Source organism: Acinetobacter sp. WZC-1 (assembly GCF_052544965.1).
This window is the reverse complement of sequence record NZ_CP199370.1, coordinates 2,263,476-2,283,659: the sequence shown is the minus strand read 5'-3', so window position 1 is coordinate 2,283,659 and position 20,184 is coordinate 2,263,476. Positions and strand designations below refer to the sequence as shown.

Here is a 20,184-nt window from a genome sequence, read left to right as displayed (position 1 = left end):
CTGGGGTGTCAAACCCGTGGTGTTGAATCTTTCTTTCATATTTTATGGGTAACCAAAATGAAAAAAATTGCTTTTCTTGCATCTGTAACCATCCTGGGCATCACAACTGCTTATGCTGCTGATGGCACAATCACAATCAATGGTCTGGTTACAGACAAAACCTGCGATATCGTAACACCACAGGGTAAAGATTTTACGGTGACTTTACCGACTGTTTCCAGACAGACGCTTGCTCAGGCAGGTGATGTCGCAGGTCGTACGCCATTTACAATTAATCTTGCAAACTGTTCAGAAGGTAAAGTTGCAACTTACTTTGAACCAGGTGCAACTGTAGATTTCGCGACTGGTCGTTTAAACAACCAGGACACTGCCGGCGCTCAGAATGTCAAAGTTCAGTTACTGGGTTCAAACAACCAGTTCATTCCTGTACTGGCAGCTGGTGCTTCAGGTGCACAAACTAACTCACAGTGGGTGAGCGTTGCTGATGCCGGTTCTGCAGACATGAACTACTATGCAGAATACTATGCAACAGATGCGTCCACTGCCGGTCAGGTGGCAACTTCTGTTCAATATACAATTATCTATCAATAATCTGCATAATGCGGATTTGGGCTAAGATGGTCATCATCTTAGCTCTTCATTTTATTGAGTTAGAGATATTGTTATGTTGCTGAATCGCTCTTTTTTCCAGAAAAGTCTAATTGCCTGTCTCATCCCTTTCAGCTGTGCAAATGCTGAAATTATTATTCATGGGACCCGTGTCATTTATCCATCAGATGCACGTGAAGTGACCATGCAGGTGAGCAATAACGGAAATAAACCTGCTCTGGTTCAGGCATGGATTGATGAAGGTGAAGCAAAAAGCACACCGGACCAGTCTAAGGCACCTTTTATGATTACACCGCCGATTTCGCGGGTGGATGCTAAAAAAGGACAATCATTACGTATTTCTGCTTTGCCACAGACCAGTGGACTCAGTAAAACTCAGGAAACACTGTATTGGTTAAATGTGCTGGATATTCCACCAAAACCAACAGCAAAAAATAAGGATGATGTGCCGGAAAACTTTTTACAGCTGGCTATCCGTTCCCGAATTAAATTCTTTTATCGCCCTGCAGGTCTTAAGGATGTTTCCCTTGCACCTGAAAAATTACAGTGGTCAAGTCAGGGTGCTGTGCTGACCATTAAAAATCCAACACCATTTCATGTGACCCTGACATCAATCATGCAGGACAACGCCGGAAAGCGTGTGGATATTTTGTCTGAAGGTCTCATGCTGAAACCATTTTCAGAAGAAAAAGTCAGTCTGAAAACATCCGGTACAGCAAAGATGACTTTTACAGCAATCAACGACTATGGGGGTCGTGTTGAGCACAATATCAGATTCTGATTATTGACTCAGTTCATTCATTGGATTTACCAGTTAGCACACCTATTCAGCGGTTAATGGGCGGTTTTTGTTATGCAGAAAAAAGAGCAAAACTACAAGTGGGTCAAGCGTCATGTGAGCTATTATTTAGCTTGTGGCGCCATTACACTGACCGTGCCTGCGCTTGTACACGCTAATGAACCACAGCAGCCTCAGATTGCTGAAGAGGCGGAATTTGACTCGGCCTTTTTAATTGGTGACGCTAAAAAAATTGATGTGGACCGTTTTAAATACGGGAATCCGGTTTTACCGGGTGACTATAATGTCGATGTCTATGTCAACGGAAACTGGTTTGGTAAACATCGTATGCTGTTTAAGGCATTTGATAACAAGGAAAATGCCTTTACCTGTTTTACTCAGAATAAATTACTCGAATACGGGGTAAAACCGGAAGTTCTTAAGCTTAAATCAGCTACCATGACGCCAACGGCTGACTGCCAGAAGATTGAGCAGTGGATTGATGATGCATTTTATGAGTTCGATACCTCACGATTACGTATCGACGTGTCCATTCCTCAGGTGGCCATGCAGAAAAATGCGCAGGGCTATGTTGATCCGAGTGTATGGGATCGTGGCATCAATGCTGCATTCCTGTCCTATAATGCCAGTGCCTATAAGACATTTAATCGGTTTCAGGGCAATGAAGAACGTACCAATGCCTTCACTTCCATTGCCACAGGTGCCAATCTTGCCGGTTGGCAATTCCGTCATAATGGCCAATGGCAATGGCAGGATGAAGCCACTGAGGGTGAGTCAAAATCAAGTTATGATGCCATCAGTACCTATGTACAGCGGGCCTTTCCTGAATACCGAGGTGTTTTAACCCTGGGGGACAGCTTTACTGACGGTGAAATTTTTGATTCATTCGGCTATCGTGGTGTCGATTTCTCCAGTGATGACCGGATGCTGCCAAACAGTATGGTCGGTTATGCGCCACGTATTCGTGGTAATGCCAAAACCAATGCCAAGGTTGAAGTCCGCCAGCAGGGTCAGCTGATTTATCAGACCACAGTAGCACCCGGCAGTTTTGAAATTAACGATCTTTATCCTACGGGTTTTGGTGGCGAGCTTGAGGTTTCCGTTCTGGAAGCAGATGGTGAAATCCAGCGCTTTTCCATTCCCTATGCTTCCGTAGTGCAGATGCTGCGTCCGGGCATGAGCCGTTATGCTGTGACTGCCGGTAAGTTCCGCGATAAGGACATTGATCTGGATCCGTGGATTGTACAGGGTAAATACCAGTACGGGATTAATAACTATATTACCGGTTATGGTGGTGTTCAGGTATCCGAAGATTACGCGGCGCTGACAGTGGGGAGTGCATTTGCGACCCCGATTGGTGCAATTGCACTGGATATGACGCATTCAGAGGCGGATTTCAGTCGCCGTAAAAAGGAATCAGGTCAGAGTTTCCGTCTCAGCTACAGTAAATTAATTACCCCGACCGATACCAACCTGACCCTGGCAGCATACCGCTACTCCACCGAAAACTTTTATAAATTACGTGATGCCTTACAGGTGCAGGATCTGGATGACAAAGGCATCAGTTCCACTCATGTGGGTAAACAGCGCAGTGAATTTCAGATTACCCTGAACCAGGGATTACCTGAAAAATGGGGCAATATTTATGCAACCGGTTCATGGGTTGATTACTGGAACCGTCAGGAAACCACACGTCAGTATCAGGTCGGCTATAGTAACTCCTATCAGGGATTGACCTATGGACTTTCTGCAATCAGACGTATTGTGGAAGATAATGCATCCAATCAGCGCAGCAATGATACTGAGTATATGCTGACACTGTCGTTGCCATTGACGTTTAAGAAACATTCCATGAACATCAATTCCGTCACCACCCGTGATGATACGACGCTGGGGGTCAGTGGTACAGTCGGGGACCGCTTCAATTATGGAACTTCCATGTCAGACCGTTTTGGAGATAATCCGAGTCTGAACATGAATGCTCAGTATCGGACCAACTTTGCAACAGTTGGAGCATCCTACAGTATTGCTGACCAGTATGAGCAGGCCATGCTGTCTGCACGGGGTAATATTGTGGCGCATGGCGGTGGTGTTTTATTCGGTCCGGATCAGGGCCAGACCATGGTATTGGTTCATGCACCTGAAGCAGCCGGTGCCAAAGTCAACAATACAACCGGTTTAAGTATCAATAAATCCGGTTATGCGGTTATTCCTTATGTTACACCGTATCGTCTGAATGACATTACGCTTGATCCTCAGGATATGTCGACTGAGGTGGAGCTGGAAGAAACCAGCCAGCGTATTGCGCCTTATTCCGGTGCCATTGCTCAGGTCAGTTTTGCAACCAAAAGCGGGAAGGCGATTTATATTCATGGTCTGACGCCGCAGGGTGGTACACTGCCATTTGCCGCAGAAGCTTATGATTCAAAAGGTGAAAATATCGGTATGGTTGCACAGGGCAGTATGGTTTATTTGCGTACCAATGCCACAGCAGATACAGTCACTGTAAAATGGGGTGATGAAGCGGATCAGCAATGTCAGATCCGGTATGATGTAACAGCGCAGGCTGCAGACAGGAAACAAAGTATGTTGATGGCAGAGGCGGTATGTCAATGAACTATAAAATTTTAAACAGTATTTTATTTATTGCCGGAAGCGCCTGTATTAGCGAGGTGCAGGCAGCTTGTAATATGACGAATTACAGTGCAATTGATGTCAGTATGTCTGTGGGTCGTGTCGTGGTGCGCCCCAGTGATGAAGTAGGTAAAATTTTGCGTAAGGCGACGTTCTCTTATCCAAGGGGCAGTACTTGGACCTGTGATCGAAATGGCGGTGTCAATCGGGCAATTCTTGATCAGAACAATTCCGCCAGCCCTTTAGGCAATAATATTTATAATACCAATATTCCAGGAATTGGCATTCGTCTGTATCGTGAGTTGCCTGCAGATGATACCTTTTCAGGCTATTATCCTTATCGTGTGAGTTCTCCACGAGGGAATAAAGTATTGGGTGCGGGTTTCTTTGTTGTTGAAATTATAAAAACTGGATCGGAAACCGGCTCTGGAGCATTGGTTCCCGGGCGCTATAGTAATTACTATGAAGAGAGTATGGGCGCAGGCAGGCCTTTACTGACCAGTACGGTCTATGGTAATGCCATTACCATCGCATCATCATCATGTGAATGGCAGGGGAACATCAATAAAACCGTGCAGCTTCCAACAGTGAATAAGGCGGACTTCAAGGGTATTGGTTCCACTCAGGGTGAACAGGCATTTGACCTGAATATTCTATGTAATGGGGGTAAAAGTCCGAGCGATTATACAGAAAGTAATAAGATCAGCCTGAGTTTTGACTATAACGCAGCAACGGGAACCAATAACCAGGTGCTGGCCAATGACGCACCGGCACGGACCCGGGCCAATGGCGTTGGGGTACAATTGGTATGGGATTATCAGAAACAAAATAAAGTGATTGCCAAAAACGACAAACTGACATTGGGGACACTGAGATCCAACCAGAGTATTCAATATAATGTGCCAATGAAAGCACGTTATTATCAGACTGCGTCAAATGTTTCACCGGGTACAGTCAGAGGAATGGCAACAGTCACAATTGAATATGATTAAAAGAATTGAATCACAATTTATAATTTTTTTTCATATGAAAATTTAAAAAGTGTTGTTTTGTTGATATAGATATGTAATTAATTGGCTTCCGCATCTCTGAATAAAATAAGGGGAATGAGATGAAGCGAATAAAATTACTATCATATATTTACATGGGTCTGGTTTTAAGTGGGTTTTTCAGTATGGTCGGTTATGCAGAGCAGATCGATTTTCAGGGGAGAATTTCAGAATTCAGTTGTGCAGAAAATTCCCATACTGCTGATTGCAGGGCGATACAGGGAACGGTTGCAGATATTCGGGACATGAAAACCCCGGATGCTGTAAAACTGGTTCAGCTATTGAATGGTCATAATGAAATTGCCACATTAAAATTGGAGAATCTGCAGACCAGCCTGCATCAGGTATTGGTCATTAATTATCATTAAATGTTCTGCATTCATTGCTCAGCTCTCTGTCAATGCATGCGCTTAATGAGTTTGATATCAGTACCAGGTTCTGAACGTTTTGGACATGACGAAAAATTAATGATGAAAAATCCCGGAATGATGATTCCGGGATTTTTCATTTCAGTCCTCTGCCGTGTGATACAGCGATATGATGATCAGGAACTGGCCGGTGTTTCAGGACAGATCACGCATTGTTCAATAATGTTTTGTGTGTCCTGTTCACTGATTTCTACACCATCCCATTTTTTCATTTGCTGAATGAGCCAGTAAAAATCATCTGTGCTGGGTACGGCGGATTGACAGATGAAATGATGAACAATATTCCGGATTAAATGATATTTTCTGACATGAACGGCCTCTGAACAATTGAACTGAATAATCTGATAATCCATCAGCAGTTGCCATACGGCACTGAAGTCTTCAATTTTCTTCAGTTCATCCTGCGCCCTTATAATGGCTTCGGTCAGCGCGGTCAGACTATTGGGGTGCTGCCTCGCCCAGTCAGCGGTCACGGCCAATACTTTATCGGCTACTTCTGGGATAATCGCCTGACTGGATGCCACAATCTGGCTGACGCCCAGTAATTCCCCCTGGGTATTCCACGGTTCACCGACACAAAAGCCGTCAATGCTCTGTTTTGAAATGGCTTCAACCATGTAAGGTGGTGGCAGGGTATGCAGTTTGATCTGGGCTGCGGTCTGTTCACAGGCAAGCGCCAGCCATTCCCGCAGGCAATAATGATGAATGGAATGTTTAAACACATGGGCAAATTGCAGGTCATGCTGTTTCAGGGCCTGTACAATTTTTTCTGCAGATTGTCCGGGAGAGAGGCTGGCATGAATATCCAGCTGAAAACACAGCTGCTGACTCAGACTGATAAATGCACGATTAATACTGAGCACCAGCGGTGTTTTAAAGGGAATACCCAGTTGGTCAATTCCCATTGCAGCAGCAGGTAACATGGCAGACAGGCAATGCGCTGCATCCAGAAAACCATAGGCGAGGCGATCCCTTAAACTTGCCCAGGAGGCTTCCCGGACCAGGGTAACATCCAGACCGGCTTCGTCAAAGAAACCACGCTGCTTTGCCCATAAAATGGCAACACAATCAAGTAAGGGAATATAGCCCAGCTGAATCGATGTTTTTTCCAGGTGCCTCATAGCTTAATCCTTGAGTTGATTCTGTAGCAGTTGCTGTGCATCCAGCAGACGGCGTGCCATTTCCCCAATGGTCATGCGATGACTCATGGCATTTTTGCGGAGTAACTGAAAGGCCTGTTCTTCGGTCAGCTGGTGCAGTTGCATCAGTAACACTTTGGCTTTTTCAATTTCCTTTCGATCCGCCAGTTTATTTCTGGTTTCCTGTAAATCTGTCAGAAGTTTTTTATGTTTTTTAAATTGCTCAATGGAGATTTCCAGAATGCTTTCCAGTCTGGCAGGATCAATGCCATCAACAATATAGGCCGTGACCCCGGCATCAATGGCATTTTTAATGGTTTCTTTCTGCGTGTTTTTGGTAAATAACACGGTTGGCAGGTCAAACTGGCTGACACAGCTTTCAATAATATCACGCTGTGGATGGTCCATATCCAGCAGGATCACGTCGGCATGCAGCTGTTCAAGGCGGAACAGATTTAAATGGTCAAGCGTCAGGCAGGCGACCACCTCGAAACCGTGTTCGATTAATGTCCCCTGAATAAACTGGGCGCGATCATGATTATCATCGATCAGCGCAATTTTTAATTTTGGCATATGGGCTAAATGATCAGGCGCAAGCGATACGTCGCTCAGTTGAATGTATTATAAAGCAAATAAAATGCCAGTACCGGTTTATTGATTAATGGTGTATCACATGGTCATCCAGCCATATGGTCCATCGCCTGGCTGGGAAATGTAAGGGGTGCTTCATCATGTTGCATACATCGTGCTGCATAACCTCACAATAAATAGTGATCAACAGGTGCAGGACTGGCTATTCAAATAGCTGTGCGATGCACCTGAATGATTCGGCATGCGCAATGATAAAGCACTGAAAAATGGTGCTGATCTGCTGATTCAGTCCGCTACAGTGCTGGGTGGATATGGGGTTAAAATAAATTTTATGAAAAAATACAATTATTTATTTAAATATATTAAAAGCTGGCACGCTCATTGCTATATCTAAGATGAGTCAAAGAAGACTCTAAAAATTTGTAAGACGGCCAACGACGTCCGCTCTGATCGATCTGTGATGTAGTGACATGCATGACAGAAAACCCAATACGTTCAGTTCAGGTAGGAGATGGCAATGTCTACAAATTTAAATGCCAAAAAAGCGACAAAAATAAATCTATTCAGTTTTAACAGTGCAGCGATGCGGGCCTTCCATATGAGTTGGCTCGCTTTTTTTATCTGTTTCTTTGCCTGGTTTGCCTGTGCACCATTAATGCCGGTAATTGCAGGGGAATTTCATCTGACCAAAGACCAGATTGCCAACATTAATATTGCCGCAGTTGCCATTACCATTCTGGTGCGTCTGATTGTGGGACCGCTGTGTGATAAATACGGTCCGCGTAAAACCTATACCGCATTGCTGCTGATTGGCAGTATTCCTGTGTTTGGAGTTGCTGCGGCCAACAGCTATGAATCCTTTTTATTTTTCCGGCTATTGATCGGGGCAATTGGCGCAAGCTTTGTCATTACTCAGTACCACACCAGTATTATGTTTGCACCGAATGTTGTCGGTACGGCCAATGCGACCACAGCCGGTTGGGGGAATGCCGGTGGTGGTGCAACCCAGGCGCTGATGCCGTTATTGCTGGGTGCTATTGTCATGTTTGGTGTTGAACAGGCCATGGGCTGGCGTATTGCCCTGCTGGTTCCGGGTTTACTGATGGTGGTTGTGGGCATCATGTACTGGAAGCTGACGCAGGATAGTCCGCAGGGGAACTTTAAGGAACTGCGTGCCCAGGGAATCAGTGTCGGTAGTGACAAAAAAGGCGGGATGGCTATTCTGATGCACGCCGCACGTAACTATCGGGTGTGGATTCTGTTTGGTGCCTATGCAGCCTGTTTCGGGATTGAAATCTTTATTCACAACATTGTGGCGATGTATTACGTTGAAAATTTTAACTTCGGCTTGAAGGAAGCCGGTCTTGCAGCAGGAATTTTTGGTCTGCTGGCATTGTTTGCACGTGCCCTGGGCGGGATTGTTTCAGACCGGGTGGCGCTGAAAAATGGTCTGGATGGGCGCACAAAAGTGCTGTTTGCCATGATTCTGATGGAAGGTTTATTCCTGGTGGTATTTTCACAGATGAACAGTGCCATGCTGGCGATTCTGACCATGACCATTTTTGCCTTATTTACCCATATGGCCTGCGGTGCAACCTATGCGCTGGTGCCTTTTATTGACCGTGATGCGCTGGGGGGCGTGGCCGGTATTATTGGCGCCGGAGGTAATGTTGGCGCCGTGGCAGCAGGTTTTCTGCTGAAGGGAATGCTGGATATTCAGACCTGTCTGATGGTACTGGGCGGTCTGGTGGTGATTGCTGCAAGCTTTGTTCTCATGATTCGATTCTCGGTTGAACACAAGGAAAAGGAACAGCGTCTTTTTGAACAGGCGATCCTGGATCGTAACAACGCTGCCTGATTGTGGTTTGAAGCAGATAAAACAGGGAATTTGAGGGAATTAAGATGAAACTGGTCATGATTGGTCATGGTATGGTCGGCCACAAGTTTATTGAATCTGTGCTTGAGCATGCAGATGATGAACTGGAAATTACCATTCTTGCGGAAGAGCCCCGTCTGGCATACGACCGCGTACATTTAACTGAATATTTCTCCGGTAAATCTGCAAAGGATTTATCGCTGGCGCGTGCGGATTTTGCAGATGCCTATGGTATTGATCTGCGTCTGAATACCAAAGCGACTGGTATTGACACCGCCAATAAAACCGTGACCACCAGTCAGGGTGATGTGGTGACTTATGATAAACTGGTGCTTGCGACCGGCTCCTATGCCTTTGTGCCGCCAATTCCGGGTAATGACCGTAAAAACTGTTTTGTTTACCGAACCATTGAAGATCTGGATGCCATCCGGGCCGCAAGCCTGCATGCAAAATCAGGAGTGGTCATCGGTGGTGGATTGCTGGGACTGGAAGCAGCTAAGGCACTGCGTGATTTAAACCTCGAAACCCATGTGGTGGAATTTGCCCCCCGGCTGATGGCGGTGCAGATTGATGATCTGGGCGGTAAGGTTCTACGTTCAAAAATTGAAAATCTGGGGGTGAAAGTACATACCCAGAAAGCCACACAAAGCATTGAAGATGGCACATCAACCACGCATGTCATGAAATTTGCGGATGGCTCTGAACTGGAAACTGACATTGTTCTCTTCTCTGCGGGCATCCGTCCGCGGGATGAGTTGGCACGTCAGAGTGGTTTAAACATGGGGGAGCGTGGTGGTATTGTCATTAATGACTACTGTCAGACTTCAGACAGTGACATCTATGCCATTGGTGAATGCGCATTGTGGAACAACAAAATCTACGGGCTGGTTGCTCCGGGTTATGACATGGCCCGCATTGCTGCTAAACATGTGATGGCGGAAAACTGCGGCGAGTTTTCCGGCGCAGATATGAGCACCAAACTGAAACTGATGGGGGTGGATGTTGCATCCGTCGGTGACGCGCACGCAACGGTGCCCAATGCCTTAAGCTATTTCTATGCTGACGAAGATGCCATGATTTATAAGAAAATCGTGGTCAATGCCGAAAAAACCAGATTACTGGGTGCCGTACTGGTGGGCTGTGCAAAAGAATATAACGACTTATTACAGATGATGCAGAATGGCATGGAGATCCCGGAAAATCCGGAGAGTCTGATTATGCCGGGCTATGCACAGTCTTCGGCCAAATCAGGCGGCAGTGGGGTGGATCTGCTGCCTGACAGTGCCACCATCTGTTCCTGTAATAATGTATCCAAGGCTGATATCTGCCAGGCGATCAGTGATGGTTCGACCTCGCTGGGTGCATTGAAGAAATGCACCAAAGCGGCAACCGCCTGTGGTGGCTGTGCGCCACTGGTGACTCAGGTGTTGAAATCTGAATTACAGCGTCAGGGCGTAACGGTCAATAACCACATCTGTGAACATTTTGCCTACTCACGTCAGGAGCTGTATCACCTGATCCGGGTCAATGAAATTAAAAGCTTTGATGATCTGATCAGTCAGCATGGTCATGGACTGGGCTGTGATATCTGTAAGCCGACGGTGGCCAATATCCTGGCCTCCTGCTGGAATGACTTTGTCCTGAAAACAGATCATGCCGGTTTGCAGGACAGCAATGACTATTATCTGGGCAATATTCAGAAAGACGGTTCCTATTCCATCGTTCCGCGCATTGCCGGTGGTGAAATTACCCCGGAAGGGCTGATCACCATTGGTCAGGTAGCCAAAAAATATAATCTGTATACCAAAATTACCGGTGGACAGCGGATTGATATGTTCGGTGCGCAGGTACATCAGCTGCCACAGATCTGGGAAGAGCTGATTAATGCCGGTTTTGAGTCCGGGCATGCCTATGGTAAATCATTGCGTACGGTGAAGTCCTGTGTGGGCAGCACCTGGTGCCGTTATGGTGTGGATGATTCAGTCGGTCTGGCCATTTATCTGGAAAATCGCTACAAGGGACTGCGTTCACCGCATAAGCTGAAAATGGCCGTCTCCGGCTGTACCCGTGAATGTGCCGAGGCGCAGGGCAAGGATGTCGGGGTGATTGCCACGGAAAAAGGCTGGAATCTGTATGTCTGTGGTAATGGGGGTATGAAGCCGCGTCATGCAGAACTGCTGGCATCAGATCTGGATACCCAGACGCTGGTGCGCTATATCGACCGTTTCTTTATGTTCTATATTCAGACGGCGGACCGTCTGCAGCGGACCAGTGTATGGCGTGACAATATGGAAGGTGGTCTGGACTATCTGAAAGCAGTCATTGTCAACGATTCACTCGGGCTGGCAGAAGAGCTGGAACGCCGTATGGCACATGTGGTCGGTACTTATCAGGATGAATGGCGTACTGCGGTTGAAGATCCGGAAGTCCGTAAGCGTTTTAAAACCTTTATTAATGCTGAAAATCAACAGGATCCACATATTCAATTTGCTGCTGAGCGTGGTCAGATTCGCCCGAAAACAGCGGCTGAGCGTGATGCAAGCCGCATTGCCATGGTCCAGGCCTGAATGCATTAAGGAACAAATGAAATGAATGTATTCAGAGAAATCAATACGATGGATGAGCAGCAATGGTTTGAAATCTGCGCGCTGGAAGACATCACGCCGAATACTGGTGTGGGTGCCATGATTCATGATCAGCAGATTGCGCTGTTTCGGGTAGGCACTGAACAACGTGTTTATGCACTGAGCAACCAGGATCCGTTCAGTCAGGCTTTTGTCATGTCCCGCGGTATTCTGGGTGATTTGCAGGGTGAGCGGGTGGTGGCCTCACCTATTTATAAACAGCATTTCAGCCTGGCGACCGGACGTTGTCTGGAAGATAAGGATCAAAAACTGCTGGTTTTTCCGAGTAAAATTGAAAATGGTCAGGTATGGGTCAGTCCGACGCCACAAAAAACTTATATCACCAATACCGGGACTCAGCCGGACAGACTGAAACTGGTACTGGTCGGAAATGGCCTGGCCGGTATGCGCTGTCTGGAAGATTTGCTGGACATGGCGCCCGACCGCTACGATGTTACCGTCATTGGTGAAGAGCCGTGGGGCAACTATAACCGCATTATGCTGTCACCGGTTCTGTCCGGTGAAAAAACCATTGACGACATTATGCTGCATCCGCATGCCTGGTACAGTGACAGAGGTATTCAGCTGATTGCCGATGATCCTGCGGTGAAAATTGATCGTCCGCGTAAGCAGGTGTATACCCGCAGCGGTAAAATGGTGGACTATGATCGTCTGATTCTGGCAACCGGTTCCAGGCCATTTATTCCGCCTGTTCCAGGTGCAGGGCTGAAAGGCGTCATCAGTTTTCGTGACATTTATGATGTCAATACCATGCTGGATTACTGTCAGAATAAGCGGAATGCCGTGGTGATCGGTGGTGGGCTACTGGGGCTGGAAGCGGCCTATGGTTTAAAACGCCGGGGAATGAATGTGACCGTGCTGCACCTGATGGATCGTATTATGGAGCGTCAGCTTGACGTCAGAGCCAGCAGTATGCTGCGCCATAGTATTGAGCAAAAAGGGATTGCAGTTGTGACCGAAGCCAATACCGAGCAACTGATCGGAGTCGATGGCTGCGTGACTCAGGTCCGTCTGAAGGATGGTACGCTGCTGGATGCCGATCTGGTGGTTTTTGCAGTGGGCATCCGTCCCAATATGACGCTGGCACAGAGTGCCGGGCTACGCTGTAACCGTGGTGTCATGGTCAATGACACCATGCAGACCTTTGATCCGAGTATTTATGCTGTGGGTGAATGTATTGAACATCGCAATCAGATTTTCGGACTGGTGGAACCTTTATGGGGCCAGGCGTTTATCTGTGCCAGTCATCTGGCAGAACATGGCCGGCTGACCTTTAAGGCACCTACGGTACCGACCCAGCTGAAAGTCAGTGGTGTGGATGTTTTCTCGGCAGGTAATTTTGAACCGGCAGATGACTATGAAGATATTATTCTGAATGATGAGAAACGTCAGATTTATAAACGGATTATTATCCAGCAGGATAAGGTGATTGGTGCCGTACTGTTTGGGGATACAGAGGATGGTGCATGGTATGCAGAGTTGATTGCAGATCAGACGCCGATTTCTTCAATCCGCAATAAGTTATTGTTTGGTCGGGATTTTGCACTGAAAAAAGTCGGTTAGCATTAGGCAGATTTTTCAGTCAGAAGATTCAGATGAATGAAGGAGCGCAGATGAATAGTATCCCCGTTGTGGAACTGAATAGCTCCACCGGATTACCGGCCATGACCCGTGTCACTCAAACCACCTGCCCGTATTGTGGTGTGGGTTGTGGCGTGACTGCCCACGTGACTCAGACCGGTACGGGTTCGCAGGTCAGAATTGAGGGAGATGCATCGCATCCTTCCAGCTATGGCCGCCTGTGTATTAAAGGCAGTCATCTTGCTGATACCCTGGGGCTGGAAACACGTGCGCTGTATCCGATGCTGGGCAGAAAACCGGTGCGGGACGTCAGCAGCTGGGATACTGCCGTTACGACCATTGCAGATCAGTTTGAGCGCTGTATCCAGCAATATGGGCGTGACAGCATTGCCTTCTATGTCTCCGGGCAATTACTGACCGAAGACTATTATGTGGTCAATAAATTCGTCAAGGGCTGGCTGGGCACGGCCAATATTGATACCAATTCACGGCTGTGCATGTCATCTGCAGTGGCAGCACATAAACGTGCCTTTGGTGAAGATGTTGTCCCTGCCAGTTATGAAGACTTTGAACATGCAGACATGGTGGTGCTGGTCGGTTCCAATACGGCATGGTGCCATCCGGTGCTGTATCAGCGCATTATGAAAGTCCGGGAACAGCGTGATGTGTTTGTTGTTGTGGTGGATCCACGGTTTACCAGTACCTGTGAAGCAGCTGATCTGCATTTGCCGATTCTACCGGGGCAGGATGTCACATTGTTTAATGGTTTATTGCAGTACCTGGCGCAAAATGGTTACCGGGATCAGGACTTTGTTACGCAGCATACCCAGGGGGTGGACCAGGCGCTTGAGCTGAGTCAGCCTGAACACTGCCTGGAAGATGTTGCCGGCAGAACCGGGATTTCGCTGGAAAAGCTACAGCTGTTTTATCAGAAATTTGCGCAGACCGAAAAGGTTATGACCCTGTTTTCCATGGGGGTCAATCAGTCGTCTCAGGGCGTGAATAAAGCCAATAGCATTATTAACTGTCATTTGTTTACCGGGAAAATAGGCAAACCGGGTGCTGCCCCATTTTCCATGACCGGGCAGCCCAATGCCATGGGCGGACGGGAGGTCGGTGGACTGGCCAATATGCTGGCGGCACATCTGGAGCTGGAGCATGCCGGGCACCGTCAGCTGGTGCAGCAGTTCTGGCAAAGTCCACATATTGCAGATCAGGCCGGTTTAAAGGCGGTGGATTTATTCCATGCTGTGGAAAGCGGAAAAATCAAGGCGATATGGATTATGGCCACCAATCCGGTGGTCAGTCTGCCGGATGCCGATCAGGTCAAGCGGGCACTGCAACAATGCGAGTTTGTGGTGGTGTCTGATATTTGTCAGGACACTGATACCACGCAGTATGCCGATGTATTGCTGCCTGCATTGGGCTGGGGTGAAAAGGACGGTACCGTCACCAGTTCTGAACGCCGTATTTCCAGACAGCATGCTTTTCTGGAGGCACCGCAGCAGGCCCGGGCCGATTGGTGGGCCATCTGTCAGGTGGCAAAAAAAATGGGCTTCGATGGTTTTAATTTCCAGAACAGCCATGACATTTTTAAGGAACATGCCCAGTTGTCGGCTTACCAGAACTCAGAGCTGGTGCATCGCAGTGAAACCGCACATTTTCGTTATTTTAATTTGCAGGGACTGGCAGATTTAAGCCCACAACAGTACCACAATCTGCAGCCGGTACAATGGCCGGTATGGCACAGCGATCAGCCTCAGAACCAGGTCACCCGACTCTACGGCAATGGGCAGTTCAGTCATGCAGATGGCCGGGCACGCTTTCTGGCCATCCCGGTGATTGATCCGGTTCATCCGGTGTGCAGTGAATATCCACTTATTTTAAATACCGGTCGCATTCGTGACCAATGGCATACCATGAGTCGTACCGGTCTGTCAGCCAGTTTAAGTACTCATCGTGCGGAACCCTATTGTGAGATTCATCCACTGGATGCACTGAAATTCGGGGTCAGGGAGGGTGAACTGGTTGAGGTGAAATCAGCGTGGGGCAATTGTGTATTACGGACCACGGTCAGTGAGGATATTCGTCGTGGTCAGATTTTTGTACCAATTCACTGGAATGACCAGGTGGCCTCTGATGCCCGTATTGGCAAGGTGGTCAATCCGGTGGTGGATGCCATTTCAGGGGAGCCGGAATTTAAGCATACGCCAGTGGTGATCCAGCCTTTTTATACACAATGGCAGGGTGTGTTTTATGTACGTCAGGGCTTCGAAAAAACCGTACAGGCCTCGATTGAATCCAGTGTCTGGTGGACACGGATCACCACCGCCAGAGCGATCCGCTATGAACTGGCAGACCGCAGGAAATTTTCTCAGGTCACTGAGCAGCTGAAGGTACTGTTACCGTTTCAGGACGAAAGTTTTGAATGGCTGAATGTGGATGACCAGACGGCACACATCAGCCATAGTCTGGTGTTACAGGACGCTCAGTTAATTGCCAGTCTGTATATTGCCCCTCAGGCCCTGTTGCCGGATCGGGACTGGGTTGCCGGGCTGTTCCGGCGCGAACGTCTGAGTGCCATGCATCGTAAAGCACTGTTGGCCGGGCAGCCGATGTCCATGAGCAATCATGACGGTCCATTGGTCTGCAGTTGTTTTAAAGTGGGTAAAAACCGGATTATTGAAGCCATTAAAACCCAGAACATCAGTCATGAGAAACAGGTCACCGCATGTTTAAAGGCCGGAGGCAACTGTGGTTCATGTCTGCCTGAAATTCGTGGCCTGATCAAGGCCTGTCAGACGGAGGCAGCAGAATGAAAAGCATATCCGAGCGTGCGTTTTGCTGGAATTTATCGGCAACTGAAATCGCAGACCGGGCATGGCTGGATTAAAAGTCATCATGATTATCCCATTTATCAAAAGCTGATTCCGGGCATTGGCGGCTATCAGGATGATGAACATGGCTTTCAGGGACCGTGAATGGGTATGAAAAGTGCCTGGTCACATGCACAGACTGGCTATATTCTGTTTGTGCCCTGTGATGTTATATTCTGCCCCGTGTGCTGATGAGGCTGCATCAGGTTTTACAGCAGACTGATCAGGCAGAAGTGGCTTATGTAGTGATCAATGACCGGCCGCTATACCCGTTCTGTTTATTACGACGCAACAGCCCTGTCGGTGCTGGTTCGTCATCTGCAACAGCAACAGCGCAGTTTAAAATACTGTTTTACGACACTGCATGCAGAGTCGGTGTATTTTAAAATCAGGCGCTGTTTTTCCGTAGCATTAATTCCCCGGATGAGTTACAACAATATCAGCAGCTGAAATTTCTGCATGAACCAATGCGCAGAAACGACAGTGCCCTGAAAATGGAAGTTCAATATGAATAGCATGGCAATGACGCATCAGCCTCTACTGGTTGACCAGTTTGGTCGCCACAAGCGCAAACTCAGAATTTCAGTGACGGATCGCTGTAATTTTAAGTGTGTCTATTGTATGCCGGAACATCCGGAATGGATCAAAAAACATCAGCTGTTAAGCTTTGAAGCGTTGTACCGGTTCTGTGAGTTCATGGTTCATCGCGGCATTGAGCATCTGAGAATTACCGGTGGTGAACCCTTAATGCGTCAGGGCGTGGTGCATTTTGTGGCGCAATTGCAGCAGCTGAAGCAAATCGGCCTGAAACGTATTTCCATGACCACCAATGGCCATTATCTAAAGCGCTATGCAGAGGCATTAAAACAGGCCGGTCTGGATGATCTGAATATCAGCCTGGACAGTCTCGATCCGCAGCAGTTCCGCCAGCTCACACAAAAAGAGCTGACGCCGGTACTGGAAGGTATTCAGGCCGCACAGGCGGCAGGCTTAAACATTAAAATTAATACAGTGCTGATCAGGGGGATGAATGATGACCAGATTCTGCCACTGGCCCGCTGGTCGAAGCAGCATGGACTGATGCTGCGTTTTATTGAGTTCATGCCCCTGGATGGTGACCGAAAATGGTCAGCAGAACATGTGATCAGTGAACATGAAATTCTGGCTATATTACGGACTGAATTCCGGGTACAGATGAAAAGCACCGCGGCATCTGATCCGGCACGTCAATATCTGATGGATGACCATCCGGTTGGTCTGATTTCCACCATTACTCATTCATTCTGTGGCAGCTGTGATCGGGTCCGTCTGACTGCGCAGGGTGAATTTTATAACTGTCTGTTTGCGACACAGGGTTTAAATCTGAAAGAAGATATTGTCGCGCTGGCGGCATTAGAGCCACAGCGTGAACGGGCCTTACAGAATAAACTGCTCCGCTGTATCTGGCATAAGGAAGCGGGTTTTCATGCCATTCGGCAAAAACAGCAGTCCCGGAAAATCAGCATGCATATGCCTGGAGGCTGACATGCAGCATTTAAAACAATTTCCACGTATTCAGGACACCGTACTGGCTCAGCAGAGTTTTGATGGAAAGGAAGAGTTTTACAGTGATGGCAGCAGTCGCATATGCTCAGTAATTTAATGCAGGCCAATTGCCTGGTGCGTATTCCCCGGGGAAAGCATATCCGAAGGTATGCTTGTCCAGGGTGTGTTTATCGATTGATCGGGTGATCAGAGGAAGACCAATATGAAAAAACAACTGGTTTTAGCTGTGTGGATGGCTGCATGGGTCAGCACGGCCCATGCCGGCACCGTGAAAATATATGCAGCAGCCAGCCTGACCAATGCGGTGACAGACATCGCAACAATTTATCAGGCACAGCATTCCTCCACAAAAATTATTCCTGTGTTTGGCGCTTCTTCCGCATTGGCCCGGCAGGTGGAAGCCGGTGCGGCCAGTGATCTGTTTTTCTCGGCGGATCAGGACTGGATGGATTATCTGGTGCAGAAACAGCAGGTGAGTTCATCCAGCGTCAGGCCGTTATTGTTGAATCAGCTGGTGGTGATCAGTCCAAAGGCATTGAATATACCGTTCAGGGCAGACCCCGGTTTTAATTTCCCGGCAGCATTTAAGGGACATTTATGCACAGGACAAATGGAGTCTGTGCCTGTGGGTAAATATGCCAGACAAAGTTTAATCAAACTGAACTGGCTGGACAGTTTACAGCGTAGAATTGTCGGTACGGAGGATGTGCGTTCGGCGCTGGCCTTTGTGGAACGTGGTGAGTGTCAGGTTGGTATAGTCTATAAAACCGATGCGCTGATCAGTCAGAAAGTCAGGATTATCGGGACCTTCCCGGAAAATTCCCATCGTCCGATTCTGTATCCACTTGCGCTGACCAGGCAGGGTGAAAAAAATGCTGAGGCGGTACAGTTTGCAAAGTTTCTGACTGACAGTGGTCAGGCCCGGGCGGTATTTAAAAAATATGGTTTTGGCGTACAATCCTGAATAAACCCGCTGGATCAGTGATCTGCTGTATGAATGATCTGAATAAATGGAATGGATGTTTTGAACCATGTTGAGTCCGGCAGAACTGGAGGTATTGTACCTTTCGGCCAGAGTGGCCATGTTTGCAACCCTGTTCAGTCTGCCCTTTGCAGTCCTGCTGGCATGGTATTTGGCACGGCATGAATTCCGGCTGAAATTTATGGTGGAGGCCCTGCTGCAATTACCCATGGTGCTGCCGCCGGTGGTACTGGGCTATCTGTTGCTGGTGCTTTTTGGCAATCAGGGCGTGATCGGGCAATATTTAAATGCACTGGGATTTCAGCTGGCGTTTAACTGGAAAGGTGCTGTGCTGGCCTCCATGATTGTGGCATTTCCGCTGATGGTGCAGCCCATCCGGTTGTCATTTCAGATGATGAATCAGCAATTGGAGCAGATTGCGGGCTCACTGGGGGCAGGTCCATGGAAGGTTTTTTACAGTATCAGTTTACCGCTGGCATTACCCGGAATGCTCATTGGCAGTATTCTGTGTTTCAGTCGCAGCCTGGGGGAGTTTGGTGCAACCATCACTTTTGTGGGTAATATCCCGGGTGAAACCCGGACCATTCCCATTGCAATCTATACATTTTTACAGCAACCCAATGGTGAGGACATGGCCATGCGACTGGTGATCCTGTCCTTGTTACTGGCATTTTCTGCTCTGATTGCCAATTATTTTATTCTGCAAAAATACCAGCGTAAATTGAGGGACTGACATGCTGATCTGTGATTTTCAGTATCAATGTGCTGATTTCAGTCTGGATATTCAACTGGAGATGCAGAGCCAGTCGCTGGGGATTGTCGGTGCATCGGGCAGTGGTAAAAGCATGCTGTTAAAAAATATTGTCGGACTGGTCCAGCCTGATGAAGGATATATTCGGTTTAATGGCAGAATCCTGGCAGATACTGAGCAGCAGATTCACATTCCCATGCACCGACGGAAAGTTGCCCTGATTTTTCAGCAGGCCTTGTTGTTTCCGCATATGAATGTCATGCAGAATCTGAAATATGCTGAACGACTGATTCCATTTCCAGCGCGAAAATTTGAATTCAGTGAAATTGTGCAGTTACTTGAATTAAATCCACTGCTGCAGCGCAAGGCCCATCAGCTTTCAGGAGGTGAGGCCCAGCGGGTCTGTATTGGCCGGGCTTTGTTGTCCTCACCGGAGTTATTGCTGCTGGATGAACCATTGACCGGGCTGGATCTACGGCTGAAACAGCAAATTCTACCGTTTTTAAAGCGCATCCGGCAGGAACTGGACTTGCCGATGATCTATGTAACCCATCATGTCGAGGAACTGGCATTCCTGCAGTCAGAGACGCTGATTCTGGAGGCGGGAAAACTGAGACCATCTGTGGATTTACAGGTCAACAGGCACTGATTACAGTGGTTTGATCAACTTCACTGAAAA

General features: G+C 47.7%; 17 protein-coding genes and 1 pseudogene. 16 read left to right on the top strand and 2 right to left on the bottom strand.

Annotated elements, in window-relative coordinates; genetic code table 11:
• Positions 1-57: 57 nt before the first annotated feature.
• From ACT6PV_RS10505 to ACT6PV_RS10485, 5 genes are all read left to right on the top strand, one after another.
• Entirely contained in the window at positions 58-591 is a 534-nt protein-coding gene (locus tag ACT6PV_RS10505; protein ID WP_445116314.1) for a fimbrial protein, read from the top strand.
• Between the two features lie 73 nt (positions 592-664).
• The gene (locus ACT6PV_RS10500) at positions 665-1,390 is read left to right on the top strand and encodes a fimbrial biogenesis chaperone (RefSeq protein WP_445116313.1); all 726 of its coding nucleotides are present in this window, start codon (positions 665-667) and stop codon (positions 1,388-1,390) included.
• Positions 1,391-1,462: 72 nt separating this feature from the next.
• Positions 1,463-4,024, top strand: a complete 2,562-nt coding sequence (locus tag ACT6PV_RS10495; protein WP_445116312.1) for a fimbria/pilus outer membrane usher protein — start codon at positions 1,463-1,465, stop codon at positions 4,022-4,024.
• Complete coding sequence (locus tag ACT6PV_RS10490) at positions 4,021-5,034, top strand: fimbrial protein (RefSeq protein ID WP_445116311.1); 1,014 nt, start codon at positions 4,021-4,023, stop codon at positions 5,032-5,034. Before ACT6PV_RS10495 ends, ACT6PV_RS10490 begins: the two co-directional genes overlap by 4 nt.
• A gap of 152 nt (positions 5,035-5,186) precedes the next feature.
• A complete protein-coding gene (locus ACT6PV_RS10485) occupies positions 5,187-5,459 on the top strand; it encodes a hypothetical protein (RefSeq protein ID WP_445116310.1) in 273 nt (90 codons plus the stop codon).
• 176 nt (positions 5,460-5,635) lie between these two features.
• Here ACT6PV_RS10485 and ACT6PV_RS10480 read toward each other — a convergent pair whose 3' ends face one another.
• Together ACT6PV_RS10480 and ACT6PV_RS10475 are read right to left on the bottom strand one after the other, a co-directional pair.
• Positions 5,636-6,640, bottom strand: a complete 1,005-nt coding sequence (locus tag ACT6PV_RS10480; protein WP_445116309.1) for an ABC transporter substrate-binding protein — start codon at positions 6,638-6,640, stop codon at positions 5,636-5,638.
• A 3-nt stretch (positions 6,641-6,643) separates the two neighbouring features.
• A complete protein-coding gene (locus ACT6PV_RS10475; RefSeq protein ID WP_445116308.1) occupies positions 6,644-7,231 on the bottom strand; it encodes an ANTAR domain-containing response regulator in 588 nt (195 codons plus the stop codon).
• A 535-nt stretch (positions 7,232-7,766) separates the two neighbouring features.
• Between ACT6PV_RS10475 and ACT6PV_RS10470 the strand changes: the two genes are divergently transcribed.
• The 11 genes and pseudogenes from ACT6PV_RS10470 to ACT6PV_RS10420 all read left to right on the top strand — a co-directional run bounded on the left by ACT6PV_RS10470 (position 7,767) and on the right by ACT6PV_RS10420 (position 20,154).
• A complete protein-coding gene (locus ACT6PV_RS10470; protein ID WP_445116307.1) occupies positions 7,767-9,107 on the top strand; it encodes an MFS transporter in 1,341 nt (446 codons plus the stop codon).
• A 44-nt stretch (positions 9,108-9,151) separates the two neighbouring features.
• A complete protein-coding gene (gene nirB / locus ACT6PV_RS10465) occupies positions 9,152-11,692 on the top strand; it encodes a nitrite reductase large subunit NirB (protein ID WP_445116306.1) in 2,541 nt (846 codons plus the stop codon).
• A gap of 21 nt (positions 11,693-11,713) precedes the next feature.
• Positions 11,714-13,333 (top strand): nitrite reductase small subunit NirD, encoded by a 1,620-nt coding sequence (gene nirD, locus ACT6PV_RS10460; RefSeq protein ID WP_445116305.1) that lies wholly within the window; start codon positions 11,714-11,716, stop codon positions 13,331-13,333.
• Between the two features lie 50 nt (positions 13,334-13,383).
• Positions 13,384-16,170, top strand: a complete 2,787-nt coding sequence (locus ACT6PV_RS10455; protein ID WP_445116304.1) for a molybdopterin-dependent oxidoreductase — start codon at positions 13,384-13,386, stop codon at positions 16,168-16,170.
• A 15-nt stretch (positions 16,171-16,185) separates the two neighbouring features.
• Complete coding sequence (locus tag ACT6PV_RS10450; RefSeq protein WP_445116303.1) at positions 16,186-16,332, top strand: hypothetical protein; 147 nt, start codon at positions 16,186-16,188, stop codon at positions 16,330-16,332.
• A 147-nt stretch (positions 16,333-16,479) separates the two neighbouring features.
• The gene (locus ACT6PV_RS10445) at positions 16,480-16,677 is read left to right on the top strand and encodes a hypothetical protein (protein ID WP_445116302.1); all 198 of its coding nucleotides are present in this window, start codon (positions 16,480-16,482) and stop codon (positions 16,675-16,677) included.
• Positions 16,678-16,734: 57 nt separating this feature from the next.
• The gene (moaA, locus tag ACT6PV_RS10440) at positions 16,735-17,751 is read left to right on the top strand and encodes a GTP 3',8-cyclase MoaA (protein ID WP_445116301.1); all 1,017 of its coding nucleotides are present in this window, start codon (positions 16,735-16,737) and stop codon (positions 17,749-17,751) included.
• 90 nt (positions 17,752-17,841) lie between these two features.
• Positions 17,842-17,950 (top strand): annotated as a pseudogene (locus tag ACT6PV_RS10435) (hypothetical protein); the annotation flags it as partial.
• 24 nt (positions 17,951-17,974) lie between these two features.
• Positions 17,975-18,736: a molybdate ABC transporter substrate-binding protein gene (modA, locus tag ACT6PV_RS10430; RefSeq protein ID WP_445116300.1), complete on the top strand. Its 762-nt coding sequence runs from the start codon at positions 17,975-17,977 to the stop codon at positions 18,734-18,736.
• A 67-nt stretch (positions 18,737-18,803) separates the two neighbouring features.
• The gene (modB, locus tag ACT6PV_RS10425) at positions 18,804-19,487 is read left to right on the top strand and encodes a molybdate ABC transporter permease subunit (protein ID WP_445116299.1); all 684 of its coding nucleotides are present in this window, start codon (positions 18,804-18,806) and stop codon (positions 19,485-19,487) included.
• Position 19,488: 1 nt separating this feature from the next.
• Positions 19,489-20,154 carry an ATP-binding cassette domain-containing protein gene (locus ACT6PV_RS10420; protein ID WP_445116298.1) on the top strand — a complete coding sequence of 222 codons (666 nt, stop codon included), beginning with the start codon at positions 19,489-19,491 and terminating at the stop codon, positions 20,152-20,154.
• The last annotated feature ends 30 nt before the right edge of the window (positions 20,155-20,184 follow it).